Consider the following 20,577-nt stretch of genomic DNA (forward strand, 5'->3'; position numbering starts at 1 on the left):
TTGATATTGATCATAATGACTGCTTTAAATTTAGCTAAATTACAACAAGATCCATTGATTCAAATATTACAACAGTACCAGCCGGTTTTTTGGTTTCCATCTGAAACCAACTCATTACAGCAAAGCTTACAGGCCGTAGGTTTAGTACGTTCCGATATTGAAGATGCAGAACGTAGATTACAATGTTTCGCGCCATTTATTGCTCAGGTTTTCCCAGAAACGCAAAATCAGCAGGGTGTGATTGAGTCTGAGTTGGTGCGTATTCCGCGCATACAGCAACAACTTTCACTACAGTGGAATATTCCTTTACAAGGTCAATGGTGGTTGAAAAAAGATAGTCATTTACCAATTTCAGGTTCGATCAAAGCGAGGGGTGGAATATATGAGGTGCTTGCTCATGCTGAAACATTAGCTTTAACTGCTGGCTTAATATCTGTAGAAGAAAATTATCGAAAATTTGATTCAGATGAATTCAGAACGTTTTTTCAGAAGTATCAGATCGCAGTCGGTTCAACAGGCAATCTAGGACTTTCGATTGGTATCATGAGTGCTAAACTAGGGTTTAGAGTTTCAGTACATATGTCTGCGGATGCCAGACAATGGAAAAAAGATAAGCTACGGTCTTTAGGTGTCAATGTGGTCGAATATGCCAGTGATTACGGAGTTGCTGTTGAGCAGGGGCGTAAATTGGCAGAGACCGATCCCAACTGTTTTTTTATTGATGATGAAAATTCCAAAACTTTATTTTTAGGCTATGCCGTCGCAGGTTTGAGACTTAAACACCAATTGATCGAGAACCATCAAGCAGTGGATGCAGAGCATCCATTATCTGTATATCTACCTTGCGGTGTCGGTGGTGGACCAGATGGTGTCAGCTTTGGACTTAAGCATGCTTTCGGTGAACATGTCCACTGTATCTTCGCTGAACCAACGCATTCGCCGTGTATGCTACTTGGCGTTTATACAGGTTTACACGATCAGATCTGTGTCAATGATATTGGACGGGATAATTTAACTGCCGCAGACGGCCTCGCAGTCGGACGAGCATCGGGTTTTGTGGGACGTGCTATGCAAGGCCTGATTGATGGGTACTACACTATCTCTGATCAAAGTCTCTACGATTTTATTTCACAATTAGATCAATCCGAACAAATTCGACTCGAACCTTCCGCAGCGGCGGGATTTGGCGGGGCATACTATACGGCCACGCAAATATCCTATCAACAATTGCATCAATTCACCCCATTGCAATTAGCCAATGCCACTCATGTTGTATGGGCAACGGGTGGGGGCATGGTGCCAGAAGATGAAATGCAAAAATACTTACAACAGGCTAAGAATACGAAAGAGCTCAATTAACGTGTACTGTATTGAGTCTCATTGAGCTTTAAATTGTTAATTGATGCTTTGAATTTGTTCAAGTTCGAACAGTGCTTTATTTAGTTCTTGCTGTGTTTTTGCAATTTTTTTCGTGTCTTGCTTTTGCTGGGCTTCAGAAAGTTCAGTTTTTAACTTCTTAATTTTCTGTTTAGTTTTTACCTGTATTCTAATTTGTACTGAAGTATCGTCGTGACAATAACGATCGATACTTTCTATTGCGCGTTTTAAATCTTCAACCCGATAATTGCTTGCATATTTTTCAGCATGGTGAAGTTGATAAGTAAGTTCCTGTTTTTTAATTTCACAATCTTGTGCAGCATAGGTTGAAGAGATAAATACCAAAACTGTTGCCAAAACAACGACAGTTTTTTTGACATTATTCATTAGGAGAAACCAAATTGTTAAAAAGATAGATAGAGTTTGGACATCCTCAGGTGATGAATTTATTTAAAAATCAGTCACCTGATGCCCAGAGCTCAATCTATCAAGTCTTCTCCCATAAATATTGGCATTTAAGACGGTTATATTTATCTTTTTTTCAATGGATTTTTATCACTAATAAAGCCATAAATTGCAGCAAATGGTAGTGCAGTCCTTGCCAAATAAGCCACGCGCCATAATCCTCCATGATTTGCGCCCTCCATCATTAACTCTAGCGGATGTTCAAGTTCAGTTTCTGGGTTAGCCACGCAATTATTATTTCTTAAATCATGTACCCATAGTGCAGCCATAATTGCATTGGTTGTTTCAGGTTTAAATGCTTCTACATCAAATAAATCGGCACCATTAAATGCTGCTTTTAAAAGCGGATTTTTGGTGACTGAATGGGTGGTGGTTGAGGGTGCGATATTGATGCTCACGCGCTGTCCTTGATAACGCGCCAAAGTTGCGCGCCACTGTTGAATGCGTTTTGCCAAAGCATAATTTGGCCCTTGTTCAATTACTAGACAATCTGCAATACCATATTCTTTTCCATTATCTGAACGAATCAGGCTTTGTTGATTGGCTTTAAAGAAATGCTTTAATGAAAGTGTTGAAATTCCTTTGGTCAGTAACTTTTGTAGTGTGGAGCGTTGTAATGACTTTTGATGCGCTGCCGCCACCACTTCTTTAGGCACAGCATAAACATCAGTAGGAGTACACATAAACATTAGACTAGTATTTGCCTTACGTTCGCTGACCAGACTCATGATGGTGTCCATGGCCATGGACACACGTACATGTTTTTCGCCATCCAGATAAGCAATAGCAGCGAGATCCAGACTTTGTTCAAACTTAATCAGCCATTCGGCAATTTCAGGTAATTGCGTCAGCAGGTTTGCTCCTAGCTTATCTTTAAGTTCATAAGACGGAGTCGTATTATTTACAGGCTCCAGACTTGGAGCAATCAAAGTGGCATTTCCCTGCTGAATGGTGGTTAATATCTTGTCCCAGACTTTGGCATTGGGTAAGTCAACTGCAACAATATTAGCTTTCCATTTTGCAAGCCATGTTAGTGGACCAGCTTCAGATGCCGCACCAAATAGCACCATGGTACGATCTGATAAATCAAACCATTCTGGATGAGCATTGACTTCTTTTAGGGCTTGAGCATGGCTTGGTTCAATGATACCGCGCTGCTCCCAATTTGAAATTTGATCGAGCAATGTTTGTCCCTGTAGTTTTTTACCTTGGTAGGGGACATACCATTCAGGCTTTTCCTGACTTTCGCCTTTTAATATAACAGTATTTAATTCTGCAATATCGGGTACCTGAATCACATCTTTAAGCAAATATTGTTCGCCATTACGATAAAATTCAAAACTATGGTGTGCTTTATGCAAGCCTTGTTTGGCGATGGTAATCGGATTGATTGTTTTAGCAATGCCTTGTTCAACTAACGCTTTAAAATAGGTCGGGTAGTTTTTACGCCAGTCTTTTTCTTTTGCAGCCTGTTGAGAGATTTGATTATCAACCAAAGACAATGCCTCAGAGATAATGGCTTTACCAGTCTGAGAGGTACTTGCCTTTTGAGTAGCAGGATTGACTGGAAATTGTAAACCTTCTATTGAACTGGACATGCAAAAAAACTCACTTTAAATGGCATTAATATACAGATGTAAACATTATCTATGCCAACTTGCTTTGTAGGGTGACATTAACTACCAAAATTGCAAGAAAGCGTTAAATCTAGTGTTCAGTCGTAAACAGATTTGAGAACTAAACGCTTTTTAAAAATAGGCTCAACGATATGAAAGCAAATTAAGAGCGTAATTTTTATAAAATCGTACGTATAAAAAAAGCCCTGAAGGGCTTAATTTAGTAGAGTCATCGATCAAAAAGGCAGATGTGTGAGTTTATTTATGAAATGTGTAATCAGTCGTGGCTCCAAAATAATAGTCATCACGACACCATAGGCTGCGCCCCATAAATGTGCACTATGATTAATATTACTATTGCCACGTTTACCAGACCAAATACTATATCCAACATATAAAATTGCAAAAATGATGGCAGGAACAGGAATAAAAAATACGAGAATTAATTTCCATGGCTCAAATAAAATATAGGCAAACAGGACCGCAGAGACTGCACCTGATGCACCTAAACTGGCCCAGTTCGCGTCATTTTTATGTTTTAGATAACTTGGCAAAATTGCAAAAATAAGACCACCTAAATAAAACAGCACAAAACCTAGATCATAGAAATATTGGCGATAAAAACTTTCAATGACACTGCCGAAGAAAAATAGGGTAATCATGTTAAATAGTAAATGCGTACCGTCTGCATGCACAAAACCATGGGTAATGAAGCGATCATATTGACCGCGTTGCATAGCAGGGGGCCAGAAAATCAGACGATTCATGAGTGCCTGATTGGAAAAGGCAAGGAGGGAAATGATGACGGTAATTGCAATGAGTGTAATCGTATGATTAAAAGGCAAATGAAACATAGGAAAATTTATAAAAATATTAAACTTAACTGCCATAATGCCATTAAAAACAAGGGAAGACACATTTTAGTGTGAATAAATCCGACAATTTTGGTTGATTTTTTTTAATTCTCCCGCATCTTCAGTTAAAATAAGCACTTCAGCTTGAGGATGATGATTATGTCGACTGAGAACACCAACACTGTGGTTGCAGAAGAAATTCCAAACCTTTTGATTACTCCATCTGCACAAGAGTATTTAAGTGATCTGTTGGACAAACAAAATACTCCGGGAATTGGCGTTCGTGTTTTTGTTGAACATCCGGGTACTCCACGTGCTGAATGTTGTATGGCATATAGCGCACCTGACGAAGTGGTTCCGACTGACTACAAACAGGATTATGCCGCATTTCCTGCTTACATCGATCAGCCATCTATTCCTTATTTAGTAGATGCTGTGATTGACTACAACAAAGACCGTTTTGGTGGTCAATTGACTTTTCGTGCTCCGAATTCCAAAGTGCCACGTGTTGGACCTGATGCATCAATTGAAGAGCGCATTACCTATGTACTTCAGTCTGAAATTAATCCAGGTTTAGCAGGCCACGGGGGCAATTGTGCTTTGGTTGAAGTACAGGATGATCCTGAAAAAGGGTTGACAGCAGTGCTCAAATTCGGAGGGGGGTGTCAGGGTTGTTCAGCAATTGATGTAACCTTAAAACAAGGGGTGGAAACGACTTTACGCCAGCATATTCCTGAGTTGCAGCGTGTTGTGGATCAAACTGACCATACACAGGCAGAAGGTGCTTATTTCAAATAATCACGAAATATGACCTAAAGACCTCTAGTTTAGCTAGAGGTTTTTTTTGCCTAGAAATCGGAATTTTAAATAAAATATGTAGAAATAATGATAATTATTATCATTAGTATTGTTTTTTATATGTGAATTGTTACAATGCAATCGTTTTTTTAAGCTTCTTTTAATATTTCTTAAAATAGGGGATGAAAATGTCTCAACCTATATTGCGTACCGTACTCTCAGCAGCAATTGCTGCAACTCTTTTCTCCACAGTTCATGCAGCAGATGAAGAGACTGTAAATGCTGAACAAAACACAACACAAACAGATTCTACAAAATTAGAAAAAATCGTTTTAACTGCCAGTGGTCAGGCAGTTGATTTAAAGGAAGCACCAGCTTCAATTTCTATTATTACTGCTGAAGAGATTGAAAAGCGTCCCGTATCAAGTTTGGCTGATGTATTAAAGCGTGTTCCTGGTGTAACAGGTGGTCTAAGTACAAATGGAGATGGGTCAAAAATAAAATTACGTGGTTTACCAGATAATTACACACTTATATTAATCGATGGTAAACGAATTGGTTCATCGCGTGATACTAACTATCGTCCAGATTTGGGCAGACAAGATTTAAACTGGATTACACCAGATATGATTGAACGAATTGAGGTTGTGCGTGGACCAATGTCATCACTTTATGGTTCAGATGCGATGGGGGGAGTAATCAATATTATTACTAAAAAGATTCAGGATCATTGGACAGGTAGTGCAACTTATAACTATACACAGCCGACAACTTCTGGTGATAAAGGTCGAACGTTTCAAACAGGTGCAGTTGTCAGTGGACCACTCGCTGATAATGTAGGATTACGTTTAAACGCAAGTCAGATTCGTCGAGAATCTGATAAAGGTTATACTATAACCACTCCGCCTAGAGGTGGTGATGCGAATTTAAATAATGTGGAGGGTACAACAGGTTATATTAATAATAACTTTGGTAGCCAATTTAACTTTAAATTGAATGATAATCATGACTTGTCTCTTGAAGCCACATACGGTATTGAAAAAAATTTAAAGGCAAAGGGTGTCACTACACAAAATGGTGCAACTGGAGCAATAACTGGTCAAAATACAAATCAGAGTTGGGGTGCTGATAAATTAGAGAAACAGGGATATGTTGCATCTTGGGATGGAAAATGGGGACATGAAATTACCTCAAAATTATCTGCTTATTACAACGATTATGATCAATCGGGCGATGGCTTAACTGCAAAATCCAATGAGTCGATTGTAGAAGGGCAGGTGAATTTACCATTTGACCTCATTGTGCCTAACAAATTAACTTTGGGTGGACAATGGCGTCGTTCAGAACTCAATAATACAGATACGATTGGTACTCCCATCAAAGATGCTAATGGGAATGTAGTACCTAGCTATGATGGAGCTGATTATGAAGGAGTTTCAAAATTAGAGGGCAAAACTTGGGCGTTATTCATTGAGGATACATTAGAGTTAAATGATAAGTTAAAGCTGACTCTAGGAAACCGTTATGACCATGACGAAAAATTTGGTGACCATAATAGTCCTCGTGCTTATTTAGTCTATTTGCCAAGTGATGATTGGGCTATAAAAGGTGGCGTGGCGAGTGGTTTCCGTGCTCCTACTATCAAGGAAAGTACAGCTGGTGCGGCTACTCAGTCGGGTGGAAATGGTTGCACGTCTTTAGCTTCAATGGGATATATTTCAGGTGGTTGTTATATGGCAGGTAATGCCGATTTGCAGCCAGAAAAAAGTACAAATTATGAAATAGGAGTAAACTACACAGGTTTTGGAACAGATATTAATCTGACTTATTTTTATACAAATTTTGAAAATAAAATTGAATATTCTCCTTTAGGGCAATTTAATGGGGTTTGGTGGACGCAGTTAAGAAATATCCAAAAAGCGAGAACGGAAGGGCTGGAATTTAGTGCATCCATTCCCTTAACTGACCAATTTAAATGGACAAATAGTGCAACTTATTTCTTTGAAGCAAAAAATTTGGACACAGGTGCAGCCTTAATTAATACGCCAGAATTAACAGCTACTTCGTCTTTAGACTATCTTATTAATGATGCTTGGGGAGTAAATTTACTTGCAGAATATGTGGGTAAACAATATACAACCAATGTGACCAAAGACACAACTTTGCAAAAAGCACATACGGTATTTGGTTTAGCTACAAATTATGATGTGAATGATGACATTACGATCCGTGCTGGTGTTAATAATTTGTTCAATAAAAAATTAGCACGTAGTACATCGGGTTATTATTTGGAAGGTCAAGCAGCATTTATAGGAATGACATATCGTTTCTAGAAGCTAATTGTAGTTAAAAAAGACGCATTAAGCGTCTTTTTTATTTAATTAAACTAAACAATGGCCTTGGTGTTAAATTATGAATAATAATAATTCTCGTTTTTATTGAATTTTACAATTTGTTTGCTAAAATGCCCCCAAGTTTTAAGCTATTTTTAAGTTTTTAAGAAATCATAAGGGGCGGGTAATGATTCAGCGTTCAATTTTAACGATATCAGTTTTAGCCAGTATGGCAGCAAATGCAAATATAGAGGTTGAGCAAAATAGCACTATAAGCGACAAGCAAGCAGAACACGTGAAACTTGAAACGCTTGTTGTTACTGCAACTGGTTATGAACAGGATGTTTCAAAAGCGCCTGCATCCATGACAGTCATTAGTCGCGAAGAACTTGATAAACGAGAATATAACGATATAACCGATGTGCTCAGAAATACACCTGGGGTCGTAATTTCAGGCTCAGGTTCTGCTCAGACTGTCAGCATTCGTGGTATGTCATCAAACTACACCTTATTTTTGGTCGATGGTAAACGCCAATACTCTAAAGATGTGAATCCTAATGGAGATGATAATGGATTCGAAAAAAATATCTTACCACCTATAGCGGCGATTGAACGTATCGAAATCATTCGTGGCCCTGCATCGACCTTGTATGGTACAGATGCAATGGGTGGTGTCATCAATATTATTACTAAGAAAGTAAGTGATGAGTGGACAGGTACAGTTGAACTAGGTACGTTGATTCAGGATCAAGGTGACGCTGGTGATATTAAGAATGGATCTATTTATATCGCAGGGCCACTTATTCCAAACAAACTGGGGTTACAACTCAATGTTAATAAACAAGAACGTGAAGAAGATCAATATGTCGGTGGTTTTCGTGGTAATAAACGAGAAAGTTTAAATACACGATTAACATATTTGATTAATGATAATCATGACCTTGCTTTAGATGCCAATTTTGTTAAACAAGAAAGTGAGTCGACAGTTGGGAAAACAGTGGAAGCAGTAGCCAATGCTGCTGACTCATATTCACGTAATTATCGTAATGTTTATTCGATTACACATAATGGGCATTACACCGATAATCTGAAAAGCACGACATATTTACAATACGAAAATTCTAAAAATCCTGATCGTGAAAATACCACATTAGACACCAAAGGTATTGAACTAGAGACTTGGACGTTCAATAATCAATGGAACTGGACTTTAGCCGATCATATTTTATCTTTTGGTGCTTATTATAAAGACGAATCATTAAACGATAAGGCGACAAACCGTAATCCGAACATCCCGACATTTAGTGAGCTGACACGCTGGTCTGCTGCGGTATTTTTGGAAGATACTTGGAGTATGACGGATCGTTTTAATCTTACAGGTGGTTTACGTTACGATTATGATGAAAACTATAAAGGTAATCTTTCACCGCGTCTATATGGTGTATATAGTTTCAATGATAACTTAACAGTAAAAGGTGGCATCTCAACTGGGTATAAACAACCTGACATCCGTTCTGCGACAGAGGGTTTTTATAGTGTAACTGGGGGGGGCGGTTCTCCTACACCTACAGGGCGTGGGATCATTCGTGCCAATCCTGAACTTGATCCAGAAACGAGCGTATCTTCAGAGCTAGGACTGAACTGGAAAAATGATTATCTTCGAGCATCACTAACCGGATATATCACTCAATTTAAAGATAAAATTACCGAAGTTCGCACCTGTGAAACAGATACTGATGGCTCTACAACCAATCGTAACAATGTTGCTGCATGGAAATGTGCCGAAGGTGCGATACCATTCTATTTTATCAGTGACCGTATCAATGTCGATAAAGCCGAACTTAAAGGTATAGAAGCGACAGTAGAGTCAGATGTGAACGAGTATATGACTGTAAGTGCAAACTATACTTATACAGATACAGAAATTAAATCTGGCGAGTTTAAAGGCCGTTCTTTAAATGAAATGCCTGAACACATGTTTAATATTACCATTGACTACGATATTAATGATGCTTTAAATATCTGGTCACGTTTGCATTATCGCGGCGAAACTTCTGCATATTTAAGCCGTACATCAATGTCTAATCCAAATCCAGGCTATAAGTTTTTAGATGTTGGTTTTAATTATCAATTTACCTCAAATCTGAAAGGTAAATTTGGTGTATATAACCTGTTAAATGAAAAAGCGGAAAATGCTGATGGAGATCAGTTACTGGATGGCCGTCGTTATGGCATCAGTTTCGTAGCTAATTTCTAATCATTAGAGTATGTCATGACCATCTAAAAAAGCCGCATAAGCGGCTTTTTTAATTTAATTCAGAATATTCTTAACCTGCTCAGAATAATAAAACTTTTCCAGATAATGTCGTGCACGTTCACGCAAATGCTTGGATTGAATCAATTCTTGAATAATGGGAGTCAATAATTCAGTCAGTTGATTCTGAATCAATTCTTCATTGATATTTAAGTCGCGTAATAGCAAATCAAAAGAACGTTCCTGATTGCGTGCATACCAAGCATATACACCATCATGTACCTGCTGTTTTAGATAATCGGTCTGACGAATGTGTTCCCAAATTTCGTGACCAAGTCCAACAGTCTTGGGCAGGTCATTTACTTCGATATAATTACGCACCACATTCACAGGTAGTTTTTTGATTTTGTGCCACAAACTGGCTTGAAACTGATACAGTTTTTCATCATTAAAATGTTGATTCAGTACCGTTTCACTTAGTTGACTAAGTTTAATAATATTTTTTTGAAGATAATTGGCAACGGTATCATCCAAATTAGAGTCGGTGACTGACTCAAGCACGGATTTTCCCATCTTCATAAAACGGCCAACACCAGGAACTTTTTTACTCATGAGGGAATTATCCAGATAATCCTGAATAGAATGCTGGATAAGTTGTGTCACCATGGTAGAAAATGCAGGATTATTGGTAATACGTTTAATGAGAACCTTACGATGTTCGCTTTTGCTGGCAACGTATTGGGCAATATGGTCAATTGTTGCTACAGGGATAATATCTTCAATCGTCGTATTATCATTGCTTGGGTGAATCAGTGCAAAACGAATATGTTCACTGATTTGCTCAATTAAAAAGGGACTGGCAGCACTATCCAAAATTTGGGTTTGAATTAAATGATAGATCTGTTCAAATGACCACAAATCTTTCAACTGTTGTTTTCTGAACCAATGATAGAACAAAGAAAATTCAGCCTGAACATTCTTTTTTTGTGAAAATTCCAGATCTAAAAAATCAAGCTGGGCTTCTATTAATTGGTCAATGATAGCGTTGTTCATAGGATCCCTGAATTGAGTGCCTGACTTTTTAAAGTTTGGCTTTTTAATGTGTGAATTTAGTGTGTAGCTTTTAATGTGTGCCTAGGGACACAAGCGGATCGATTAAGGGATTTTTTTGATGTTGGGTTTTTTCTAAAAAAGGCAGATAGTATTGAATAACCAATTGATCTGCTTCAAGTATAGGCATATGACCGACATGATTTAAAATAATAGGGGGTTCGGCACGTTTCAACATTTTTTTTAATTCGCTTGCTGCTTCTACATTCACAATTTTATCCTCTGCACCCCATAAAATTAGGGTCGGGGCTCCAATAGAACGGGTTAAAACAGAAAACGTATCTGGCGTATAGAGACGTTTCAAGGCAACCAGTTGATCAACAATTTTACCAGTTTCCTGTGCATGTGTGATTAAATTCTGTTCCATGGCATGTTTGTAATCATTGGACAAAAAAGGCGGATGATACATGACCTGACTCAGCACATAATTTAAATCGCCTTCTTTGGAAACAATTAACTGTTTGAGATAATTTGGATCTTTTAAATAAATGGTATTGGCAGAATGATAGACACCAGCACTGCTGATTAGAAACAGACTTTGTGTATCGAAGGCATATTGTGATGCATAGAGCATGGCAATGGCGCCACCCACAGAATGCCCGACAATATTAATCTGGTTGGATAAATGCGCGGCTTCAGTAAAGCGTCGCAGTTTCTCTGTTACATTGGGTACGGATAAATCAAAGTCTTTTGGAACGATAGTATCGCCTGCCATAGGAAGATCAGGAATAATCACGTGGTAATAGGGAGTTAATGCTCTAGCAATAGAGTTCCAGTTATCACGACTTCCTGCCAAACCATGAATAAGTAAAATAGTCGGCTTATTGCTTGCGCCACCTTCACTATAAACCCAGGTAACATCATCTACTTTAAGGGTTTTGGTTTTTAAGCCAGCCCAGTTACGTTGCTGTTGCAATTCGTCATGTAAATTAAAATGACATTCTGCGGCTTGAGCGACGTTCAAAGTTCCTCCCAAAAATCCTATACATATACAAAAAGCAAATGCCAATATGTACGAAAAAGTGATTTGAGGAACGCGGAAAGTCATTAAACTTCATCCTTGAAAGTTGCTGACGCTTTTTGAGTCTTTGTATTATGAAATAAAGACAAAATAGTCGTCATTTGCTGCTAGAAAAAATATAGAAGAATTATAGTCAATTTGGTCATTGGTCCAGACTCAAAAAATGTTAAATAGGTCGTATTATTGGGAAAATAAAATGTAAATAAATTTATAGACAACAAATAATTATCATAAATTGATTAAAAAAATATCAAAACTCAGAAAGATTGTCATAGTTTAGTTTTTGTCAGTGACTTTCACAGTCTAGCTTATTACACTATTTTGAATTCATTATTTGATGGCAAAACAAATGATCACTGCTCAGGAAGCGCTTGAACGTCTTAAAGCTGGTAATAAAAGATTTGCGACAGGTGAAGTTACTCATCGTAAATTATTATCACATCAAGAACGTACCGAAATGTCTCAAGACCAAAATCCGTTTGCCATCATTCTAGGGTGTTCTGATTCACGCGTACCCGCTGAAATTGTGTTTGATCAAGGATTGGGTGATTTATTTGTCATCCGTGTTGCAGGGAATATTGTTGCACCTTCGCAAGTGGGAAGTGTTGAATTTGCAGCTGAACGCTATGATTGCGCAGTTGTCGTCGTCTTGGGTCATAGTCATTGTGGGGCGATTCAAGCCACAGTGGATACCTTGATGAATCCAGATCATCCACCATCTGATAATTTGATGTCAATTGTGAATCGGGTACGTCCTTCAGTAGAAATTTTGCTGCAAACCGATTTAAAACATGATCATGCGAAGTTGTGTATGCATGCCGTTCGTTCAAACGTGTTTGCTTCCGTCAATCAGTTACGTCATGGTTCAGCTGTGCTTGAAAGCCTGATTGCCAAAGGTAAAATGATTGTAGTCGGTGCTGAGTATTCTCTAGAAACAGGCGAAGTCACTTTTTTTGATTTTTAATGGTTTTGGTAAAGATAAATTGAGTGACAGGCGCGTTATAACGCGCCTTTAATATAGGGATAGGCATTGTCCAGTAAAATAGTTTGCGCTTTAGCATTCGGATGAATCTGATCATTTTGCATCAGATTTTTATGACCAGCGATACCTTGCATGAAAAATGGCAGTAATTTGACCTTATACTGCTGACTAACGACTTTATAATTGTTTTCAAAGGCTTGACTATAAGCTGTACCGTAGTTAGGCGGAATTTTCATACCAAATAAGACTACTTTAGCTTTGGCTTGCTGACTTTGTTGTACTAATTTTCCCAGATTTTTTTGAATCATTTGAGGCGGTTGACCTCGTAAGGCATCATTACCACCTAACTCTATAACGACCACGTCAGGTTTATAACTTTGTAGTAATTTTGGCATTCGAGCCAGAGCACCGCTGGTGGTTTCACCACTCACACTTGCATTGACCACTTTATGCTGTTTCGGATACTGTTGGTCTAGACGTTTTTGTAGTAACTGAACCCAACCTTGTTCAGGGTTAATTCCATAACCTGCACTTAAGCTATCTCCCACGATCAGAATGGTTTTGGCAGAAACTGCAAAAGGTGTCAGTGTCAGCAGAGCGACCATGTAGCATTTTACAGATTTGGGTTTGAACAGCTGTTTTAAAATTTGCATAGTAAAAATGACCGATCATTGAATCAGACAGGATAGTGACCATCATGCCACAACCGATTATTTCTGCCCACCAACTGACACAAACGATTCAATTAAATAACAAAGTTTTAACTATTCTTAGTGATATTAATCTCGAAATTTATGCTGGCGAGCAGGTCGCGATTACTGGACGTTCAGGTTCTGGAAAATCTACATTGTTGGGTATATTGGCAACGCTAGATCAGCCGAGTTCTGGTGAAGTATGGGTCTGTGGACAAGCGGTGCATCAACTTAATGAAGAAGCGCGTGCAAAAGTACGTCTGGAAAATATCGGTTTTGTATTCCAATCTTTTCAACTATTACCCCATTTGAGTGCATTGGAAAATGTCATGCTACCACTGAGGTTACAACCTCATTTTGAGTATCAGGTGGCTGAACAAAAAGCATTATCTTGGCTAAAACGAGTAGGATTGGAACGTCAGGCATTGCAAACACCTAAAGTATTATCGGGTGGTGAACAACAACGTGTGGCGATTGCCCGAGCATTAATTGCAGCGCCTAAAATTATTTTTGCTGATGAACCCACAGGTAATCTCGATGGGCAAACCGCACAGGAAATAGAAACATTGTTGTTTGAACTCAATCGTGAGTTAGGAACCACGTTGATTCTGGTGACGCATGATGCAAAACTGGCAGAAATGTGTCAGCGCCGTTTACAGTTGATTGAGGGAAAGCTAGTTGAAGAACAAGGCATTGCCAGCTCATTGTTAGTAGATCAAGTTCCTTCAACGAAGGATCAGGCAGGGAGCGGAACATGAGTTCTTTGCTAAAACCTTTATTTATTCAGAGTTTTCGTACAGGTGGTATTTATCTTTTAATCATTGCCTTGTCACTGGCTATTAGCGCGACCACGGCACTCAAGTTTAGTAATGATCAGATTCAAAATGCAGTAACTTTGCAAGCGGCTGAAATGCTTGCGGCTGATTTGGTTCTTTCTGATAATGAACCGATTGCAGATACATGGAAGCAAAAAGCGAGTGCTGAAAACTTCCAACAATCCAATGTCACCGTATTTAGTTCAATGGCACGGACTCATGATCAATTTGTAATGGTCAATGTCAAGGCAATCGACACCCATTTCCCCTTACGCGGAAAATTACAGATTGAACCTGAAGCAAAACAGATAAAAACGGGCGACATCTGGCTGAGTCCACGTGCCATGGATTTACTCAAAGTCAAACTAGGAGAACAAGTTTTTATTGCAGATGGGGAGTTTAAGGTCGCGGGTATCATTACGCATGATTCCAATCAGGAATTGGGTTTTTCTGGATTTTCTCCCACTGTCATGATCAATCAGGCAGATATTGCCCAAACCAATGCGATTCAAGTAGGCAGTCGCATAGAATATCGTTTGCTGATGTCGGGTTCTCCTGAAAATATTAAAAATTTCGAGAAAATTTTTAAGCAGCAACACCATGTTAAAGAGGATGCAGAAGCAGACCCTGAGTCCAGTTTAAGACTGCGAAACGCGGCACAGGGTAATACACGTTTAATGAAGCCCATTGAAAATCTGGATACATTTTTACAATTAGCTAATATTTTAACCATTTTGCTCTGCGGTATAGCAATTGCTTTAACCAGTCAGCGTTATGTACAACAAAATCAGGATCATATTGCCCTAATGCGCTGTCTGGGAGCAACACGTGTCCAAATTGTTTGGGCCTATCTTGGCTTGCTAAGTTTAGTGAGTTTAATTTCGATTTTGATTGGTTCGCTGCTGGGTGTGGTATTAGGTTATGGTCTGTTACAACTAATGTTGCAATTGATTCCCCAATTACAGTTAAGTTTTTCTGTCATTGCGTTTTTATTCGGGCCATTACCGATTGCGATTTTTACCAGTATGGTGGTAATGGCAGGGTTTATCTTGCCAAGTATCTGGGAGTTATTAAATACACCTCCAATTCGAGTGATTCGACAGGAAAGCCGTTCTAGCCGTTCATTTGCTTTTATGTTTTTAGCTGGTGTTTTCAGTTTGGCTATTTTTAGCATGGTACTAAGTGAAAATATTCAACTGAGTGGATTAATGTTGATTGCTATTTTATTACTGAGTGCGATTTTATATGGTGCGGTTTGGAGTTTATTAAAATTTTTCAAACAACGTAAAAATCAGTTTTCAGTCTATGTGCGTACACCTGCGCATACTGCACTACAGGTTACGGCATTGGCTTTAGGTTTAAGTCTAATTACAGTATTGACCGTTTTACGTACAGATCTGTTACAGCGTTGGCAGCAACAATTGCCTGAAGGAACGCCTAATCAATTTGTGTACGGTTTACCGCCTTTTGATATGCCAGAGTTTAAGCAACAACTTGAGCACAATGGCTGGAAAGCTACTCCTTTATATCCCAATATTCGTGGAAGATTGGTGGGGAAGAATGATCAGCCATTTTCAACTGAATTGATTCAGCGCAATAATTCACTACGTCGTGAACTTAATCTGACACAGGCAACGACATTGCCACAGGATAATGTCATTACACAGGGGCAGCCCTTATTTAATCAGACCAATCAAGTGTCGGTTGAGGCTAAACTCGCTGAAGAGTTAGGTATAAAAGTAGGGGATAAGCTAACCTTTAATTTAGCCGAAGGCGCTTTATCTGCAACGGTAGTCAACTTGCGAACGGTGCAATGGGAAAGCTTTAGCCCTAATTTCTTCTTTATTTTTTCACCGCATAGCATGGATGAAAATGCAGGAAGTTATTTAGGCAGTTTTTATGTACCGCCTCAGGATAAAAATAAACTGATTCAGGTTATTCAACGATTTTCAAATACTGTATTTATCGATGTCAGCTTGATACTGGATGAAATTAAGAGACTGGTCAGTGTGTTGGTCCAAGTGATTACTGTCTTGGCCATATTGGTAGGAGTGTCTGGTGTTCTCGTTCTGGTAGCTTGTCTAAACCTGCTTATGGATGAACGCCGTCGTGAAGTGGCATTGATGCGTTCCTTTGGTATGTCAAAATTAAAGCTTAAGCAAATGCTAAGTCTGGAAATTGGATTGATTGGCTTAATTGCAGGCATTGTCTCTTGTTTCTTTGCTGAGATTATTAGTGCTATTGCTAGTTATAAAATGAATATTGGCTTGCAGTGGCACCCTGAAATCTGGTTGATTTTACCTGTTGCCATGATGTTGATTTGTGGCTTGATCGGGCGATATCGACTGAGTTACTTATGTGATATTCCGCCTTTACAAAGTTTAAGAGAAATTAATCCGTCCTAAACTGTGAATTGAAGTAAATCATGAAAAGCCAGCTATATACCCAGCTGGCTTTTCATATGTACCAAAATTTCCTGCCAAAGAGGCTCAATGGGTGGAATCAGGCTCATACAGTATTGATAAAATAGGGCACAAGTCACTGCGGCAATCACCAATCCAATTATCGGGCCTATCTGGGTCATATTCGTTTTTTGACTGATATACCAAATGAGCGCCAACAAAGCCCCCATGATCATTCCACCAATATGCGCTGCATTATTAATGCCTGCCGCCATGAAACCAAAAGCAAGGTTAATCGCCATCACTATCAATAGTGACTTTTTATCCAGAATGAAACATTGATAAGGTAAGGGAGGCGCTAATGCTAATATGGTTAATGCTGCTCCAAGTCCCATTACGGCACCAGAAGCGCCTGCACCAATGTGAGGTAAAAGGGATGGATCAAAATGTTCAAGTAAGGCATAGCTGTCACGAATGGTCATATAACTGCTAAGTAAACTTCCCATCAAACCCGCGAGCAAATACAAACCAATGAAATAAAAACGTCCAAGCATTTGCTCGGCAATACTGCCGAAAATATATAATGCCCACATATTCAGCATAAGATGCACTAAACCAAAATGAAAAAACATGCTGGTAAATAACCGCTGTGGTTGCTCCAAAAATGTCATGGGTGAAAAGTCTGCACCCCAACGTATTGCGTCAGCTGTTGTGGGGCTGGTGGCATCGACACCTGACAACACTTGCCAGCCATATAAACCAACATTAATGGCAATTAAAATCGCGGTAATCCACCACTGATTCACTTCAAGTTTACGATTTATTTGAGGAGGACTATATTCAGACATGATATGCTTTTGTTATATATCAATAATGCTTGTATCAAGCTTAACATGAAATATGCTGATTTCTGGAGAACCCTACTGGCATGAAGAAATTTATTGTTCGCGCTGTTTTAATTCTTGTCAGTTTTATTCTTTTGGTGCAGTTATGGATTTTTTGTAGTTTGGCTTGGTGGCGGACTCATCCTGTAGAAACCACCATGTTCATGCGTATCGATTATTGGTCGGATCCTTCAGAACCGCTGAAGCATGAATGGCGTGACTATGATCATATCAGTGACACATTTAAACGAGCGGTGGTTGCGGCTGAAGATGGTAAATTCTTGCAGCATCATGGTTTTGACTGGGATGGAATTCAGTATGCCCTCGAGAAAAATGAAAAATCAGGTGAAGTGGTAAATGGTGGATCAACCATTTCACAGCAATTGGCAAAGAATTTATTTTTATATAATAAGCGCTCATTTATTCGTAAAGGTCAGGAAGCAGTTGCAACGTGGATGATGGAGCGAATGTGGTCAAAGCAGCGCATTTTGGAAGTGTATATGAACTCCGTCGAATTTGGAGATAACATTTATGGTGTCGAAGCGGCTTCCCAATACTATTTTCATAAAAGCTCCAAAAGTTTAACCAATCAGCAAGCAGCTTTTTTGGCTGCGTTATTGCCTAATCCAAAGGGCTATCAAGAAAATCGGAATGATCCAAAGTTTAAATTTAAACAGCGTTTTGCCTTAAAATATATGCGTTATAGCCAGATTCCTTAAGCCCCTCGCATGAATTGTAGTAATTTTTAAAAAAGCTTGTGAAAACGGGCTTTTTTTATGAAATTGTCATAATTTTGCAGCATACTAATAACAGGCATCAAAAATTTATAACCTTAGGTTGAATGCATGAATACCGCGATTACAACTCCATCAGAAACTACGCCGACAGAAGCGGAGTATACCTATAACAATCGCTATATTAATCGTGAACTTTCAATTCTCGATTTCCATCTACGCGTATTGGAACAGGCGGTTGATCCACTGCATCCACTTTTAGAGCGGATGAATTTCCTATTAATTTTCTCGCGTAATCTGGATGAATTTTTTGAAATTCGTGTTGCGGGTGTAATGGAGCAAATGTATCTGGGAAATGAAAGCCGTAGCCCAGATGGTTTAACACCACGACAAGTCTTAGATCAAATATCTGAAACGGCACATGCAGCGATTGAACGTCAATATCGTATCTTAAATGAAGAAATTTTGACGAAACTTCGCGACGAAGATATTTGCTTTCTGCGTCGTGGTGAACTTACACCTGCGCAGTCTTCATGGATTAAAAAATATTTTCAGGAACAAGTTGCACCTGTATTAACTCCCATCAGCTTAGATCCTGCGCATCCATTTCCCCGCTTGGTGAATAAAAGTCTGAATTTTATTGTGACTTTAGAAGGTAAAGATGCCTTTGGACGTCAGATTGATCTAGCAGTTGTACCAGCACCGCGTTCATTACCGCGCGTTGTACGCTTGCCTGATGAGTTAACAGGCGGTAAAGAACATCATGTAATGCTTTCAGCTATTATTCATGAACATATCTCTGACCTTTTTCCAGGAATGACCGCGACAGGCTGTTACCAGTTCCGTGTTACTCGTAATGCAGATTTAGCATTAAATGAAGATGTCGAAGACTTGGCCAAAGCCTTAAAGGGTGAATTGAGTTCACGGCGTTTTGGTCGTGCAGTACGTCTAGAGGTGACTGAAAACTGTCCAAAGCATATTTACGAATATTTGCTGGATGAGTTTGATCTGGATGACGAACAACTTTATAAAGTCGATGGCCCAGTCAACCTTGCACGGTTATTGTCAAATTTTAAACGTCCGCATTTACGCTATGATTCGCATACGCCTGTAATTCCCAAAATATTGAAAAAATCTGAAAATATTTTTGCCGCTATGCAAAAGCAGGATATTTTACTCCACCATCCATTTGAATCTTTTGCACCTGTGATTAACTTGCTACGTGAAGCAGCACGTGATCCTCAGGTCCTTGCAATTAAACAGACGTTATACCGTAGTGGCGCGGATTCTGAAATTGTACAGGTTTTGGCAGAAGCTGCACGTAACGGTAAGGAAGTTACAGCCGTCATTGAGCTACGTGCGCGTTTTGATGAAGAATCTAATATCGAAGTGGCTAACTTGCTACAAGAGGCAGGGGCGGTAGTCGTTTATGGTATTGTTGGTTATAAAACTCACGCCAAAATGATTATGGTGGTGCGTCGAGAAAATAATAAACTAGTTCGTTATGTGCATTTGGGTACAGGTAACTATCATGCGGGCAATGCTCGTATATACACTGACTATGGTTTGCTGACCACAGATAAAGAACTGTGTGATGATGTGCATCGTATCTTTCAAGAATTGACAGGTATGGGCAAAATGGCAAAATTAAAGAAATTATTACATGCGCCATTTACTTTACATGCACAACTAATCAATTTTATCGACGATGAAATTGCCAATGCCAAAGCTGGAAAATCTGCTCAAATTATTGTCAAAGTTAATGCGCTAACTGAAATGCAATTGATTAATAAATTGTATGAAGCATCACAAGCGGGCGTTAAAATTGATTTGATCATTCGTTCCATTTGCTGTTTACGTCCTGGTTTACCTGGCCTTTCAGAAAATATCCGTGTGCGATCTATTGTTGGTCGCTTTTTAGAACATACGCGTGTGTATTATTTTAGCAATAACGGCGATGCTCGGATTTATTGTTCAAGTGCCGACTGGATGGATCGTAATTTGTTTAATCGTGTGGAAGCGTGTTTTCCCGTTGAAGATCCTGTGTTAAAGAAACGCATCTATCAACAGGGGTTAGTGAATTATCTTAAAGATAATCAACAGGCATGGTTATTACGGGGCGATGGTACATGGGTTCGCGCTCAATTAGCTGAAGGTGAAGAACCGCATAATGCCCAACAGACTCTATTAGAGCTTTTTAAATAGCATTCAATCATTTTTTTAAAAAATTGTATTAAAAA

16 protein-coding genes are annotated in these 20,577 nt (G+C 39.0%); 9 read left to right on the plus strand and 7 right to left on the minus strand.

Annotated elements, in window-relative coordinates; all coding sequences use genetic code 11:
- The first annotated feature begins 15 nt into the window (after positions 1-15).
- The gene (locus tag IAE20_RS08470; protein ID WP_200482135.1) at positions 16-1,359 is read left to right on the plus strand and encodes a D-serine ammonia-lyase; all 1,344 of its coding nucleotides are present in this window, start codon (positions 16-18) and stop codon (positions 1,357-1,359) included.
- 36 nt (positions 1,360-1,395) lie between these two features.
- Here the strand turns inward: IAE20_RS08470 and IAE20_RS08475 are convergent, their stop codons facing one another.
- The 3 genes from IAE20_RS08475 to IAE20_RS08485 form a co-directional block, all read right to left on the minus strand.
- Positions 1,396-1,764 carry a DUF1090 family protein gene (locus IAE20_RS08475; protein ID WP_200482134.1) on the minus strand — a complete coding sequence of 123 codons (369 nt, stop codon included), beginning with the start codon at positions 1,762-1,764 and terminating at the stop codon, positions 1,396-1,398.
- A 143-nt stretch (positions 1,765-1,907) separates the two neighbouring features.
- Positions 1,908-3,440, minus strand: coding sequence for a hypothetical protein (locus IAE20_RS08480; RefSeq protein ID WP_200482133.1), 1,533 nt, complete (start codon positions 3,438-3,440; stop codon positions 1,908-1,910).
- 254 nt (positions 3,441-3,694) lie between these two features.
- Complete coding sequence (locus tag IAE20_RS08485; protein ID WP_200460443.1) at positions 3,695-4,312, minus strand: rhomboid family intramembrane serine protease; 618 nt, start codon at positions 4,310-4,312, stop codon at positions 3,695-3,697.
- A gap of 159 nt (positions 4,313-4,471) precedes the next feature.
- On the opposite strand from IAE20_RS08485, the gene nfuA reads away from it, so the two are divergent.
- The 3 genes from nfuA (at position 4,472) to IAE20_RS08500 (ending at position 9,700) form a co-directional block, all read left to right on the plus strand.
- Positions 4,472-5,110 (plus strand): Fe-S biogenesis protein NfuA, encoded by a 639-nt coding sequence (gene nfuA, locus IAE20_RS08490; RefSeq protein ID WP_200460442.1) that lies wholly within the window; start codon positions 4,472-4,474, stop codon positions 5,108-5,110.
- A 188-nt stretch (positions 5,111-5,298) separates the two neighbouring features.
- Positions 5,299-7,443 (plus strand): TonB-dependent receptor domain-containing protein, encoded by a 2,145-nt coding sequence (locus tag IAE20_RS08495; protein WP_200482132.1) that lies wholly within the window; start codon positions 5,299-5,301, stop codon positions 7,441-7,443.
- A gap of 187 nt (positions 7,444-7,630) precedes the next feature.
- On the plus strand, positions 7,631-9,700 hold the full coding sequence (locus IAE20_RS08500) for a TonB-dependent receptor domain-containing protein (RefSeq protein WP_200482131.1): 2,070 nt from the start codon (positions 7,631-7,633) through the stop codon (positions 9,698-9,700).
- A gap of 54 nt (positions 9,701-9,754) precedes the next feature.
- Here the strand turns inward: IAE20_RS08500 and IAE20_RS08505 are convergent, their stop codons facing one another.
- A complete protein-coding gene (locus IAE20_RS08505; RefSeq protein ID WP_200482130.1) occupies positions 9,755-10,750 on the minus strand; it encodes a hypothetical protein in 996 nt (331 codons plus the stop codon).
- A 70-nt stretch (positions 10,751-10,820) separates the two neighbouring features.
- Positions 10,821-11,855 carry an alpha/beta fold hydrolase gene (locus IAE20_RS08510; RefSeq protein ID WP_200460438.1) on the minus strand — a complete coding sequence of 345 codons (1,035 nt, stop codon included), beginning with the start codon at positions 11,853-11,855 and terminating at the stop codon, positions 10,821-10,823.
- Between the two features lie 322 nt (positions 11,856-12,177).
- On the opposite strand from IAE20_RS08510, the gene IAE20_RS08515 reads away from it, so the two are divergent.
- Positions 12,178-12,792, plus strand: coding sequence for a carbonic anhydrase (locus tag IAE20_RS08515; protein WP_200460437.1), 615 nt, complete (start codon positions 12,178-12,180; stop codon positions 12,790-12,792).
- A 35-nt stretch (positions 12,793-12,827) separates the two neighbouring features.
- Here the strand turns inward: IAE20_RS08515 and IAE20_RS08520 are convergent, their stop codons facing one another.
- On the minus strand, positions 12,828-13,415 hold the full coding sequence (locus tag IAE20_RS08520) for an arylesterase (RefSeq protein WP_227610961.1): 588 nt from the start codon (positions 13,413-13,415) through the stop codon (positions 12,828-12,830).
- A 92-nt stretch (positions 13,416-13,507) separates the two neighbouring features.
- Here IAE20_RS08520 and IAE20_RS08525 point away from each other — a divergent pair, with 92 nt between their 5' ends.
- Together IAE20_RS08525 and IAE20_RS08530 are read left to right on the plus strand one after the other, a co-directional pair.
- On the plus strand, positions 13,508-14,260 hold the full coding sequence (locus IAE20_RS08525) for an ABC transporter ATP-binding protein (protein WP_200460435.1): 753 nt from the start codon (positions 13,508-13,510) through the stop codon (positions 14,258-14,260).
- The gene (locus IAE20_RS08530; protein ID WP_200482128.1) at positions 14,257-16,722 is read left to right on the plus strand and encodes an ABC transporter permease; all 2,466 of its coding nucleotides are present in this window, start codon (positions 14,257-14,259) and stop codon (positions 16,720-16,722) included. Before IAE20_RS08525 ends, IAE20_RS08530 begins: the two co-directional genes overlap by 4 nt.
- A gap of 32 nt (positions 16,723-16,754) precedes the next feature.
- On the opposite strand, the gene IAE20_RS08535 is transcribed toward IAE20_RS08530, so the two are convergent.
- Positions 16,755-17,567: a rhomboid family intramembrane serine protease gene (locus tag IAE20_RS08535; protein ID WP_200482127.1), complete on the minus strand. Its 813-nt coding sequence runs from the start codon at positions 17,565-17,567 to the stop codon at positions 16,755-16,757.
- A gap of 80 nt (positions 17,568-17,647) precedes the next feature.
- On the opposite strand from IAE20_RS08535, the gene mtgA reads away from it, so the two are divergent.
- Complete coding sequence (gene mtgA, locus IAE20_RS08540) at positions 17,648-18,322, plus strand: monofunctional biosynthetic peptidoglycan transglycosylase (RefSeq protein WP_200482126.1); 675 nt, start codon at positions 17,648-17,650, stop codon at positions 18,320-18,322.
- 126 nt (positions 18,323-18,448) lie between these two features.
- The gene (gene ppk1, locus IAE20_RS08545) at positions 18,449-20,542 is read left to right on the plus strand and encodes a polyphosphate kinase 1 (RefSeq protein WP_200460431.1); all 2,094 of its coding nucleotides are present in this window, start codon (positions 18,449-18,451) and stop codon (positions 20,540-20,542) included.
- Positions 20,543-20,577: the final 35 nt, after the last annotated feature.

The organism is Acinetobacter sp. S54, assembly GCF_016624945.1.
GTDB lineage: Bacteria > Pseudomonadota > Gammaproteobacteria > Pseudomonadales > Moraxellaceae > Acinetobacter.